Below are 722 nucleotides of genomic sequence, written 5' to 3'. Positions count from 1 at the left end.
GCAGGGTAGTGGCCTGATCTGGTCGGGGCAGGGCACGACGTTCGGGGAGACCTGTTTCACGGGACAGCCGTGTGCGGCCTCGCACACGTCGCCCGTCGTGGACGGGATCCAGAACGGCTGGTCGATCCGCTGGCGCCTGCGCGCCGTGGTGCAGTCCACCGCTTCTCCCGGCGCGCTGGTGGCGGGGCCGTGGACGGAGTGGCGGATGGCGCGGGTGGACACCTCCAAGCCGGTGGTGTCGGAGATGTCGGCATCGTCGGGACAGCTCGCCTCTGGACTCTGGACGTTGTCCACCACGACCCCCTACTTCTCAGCCTACGGCACCGATCCGCAGGCGCGGCCGTTGAAGCTGGAGGCGCAGGTAGAGCACGATCCGTCGGCCACCGCTCAGGGCAGCGGGCTCATCTGGTCAGGGAACGGCCAGGTGTCGAGCGGATCGTGCTCGACCTGGAGCGTCTGCTCGCTACAGACGCCAGCGGTGACGGCGGGCAAGTTGAAGGACGGCTGGCTGATCCGTTGGCGCGTCCGGGCGTCCACGTCCGGGCAGGTGGCGGGTCCGTGGTCGGACTGGCAGTCCGCGCGGGTGGACACCTCCAAGCCGGTGGTGTCGGAGATGTCAGCATCGATGGGACAGCTCGCCTCCGGGTTGTGGACGTTGTCCTCCGCGACCCCGTATTTTTCCGCCTCCGGGGCGGATCCCGAGTCGCGGTCGTTGAAGCTGG

At 69.0% G+C, this 722-nt stretch carries 2 protein-coding genes; both read right to left on the bottom strand.

The features are described from left to right. The coding region (locus ACWDRB_RS63575) for a hypothetical protein (protein WP_449911818.1) at positions 1-297 on the bottom strand (297 nt) is incomplete at its 3' end. Positions 298-387: 90 nt separating this feature from the next. Beyond that, positions 388-722 (bottom strand): hypothetical protein (locus tag ACWDRB_RS63570; RefSeq protein WP_449911816.1); only part of this gene is annotated, 335 nt, incomplete at its 5' end.

This window comes from Nonomuraea sp. NPDC003707, assembly GCF_053587055.1.
Note: the sequence above shows the minus strand (reverse complement) of the source record. Positions and strands in the feature narration are given on the sequence as shown.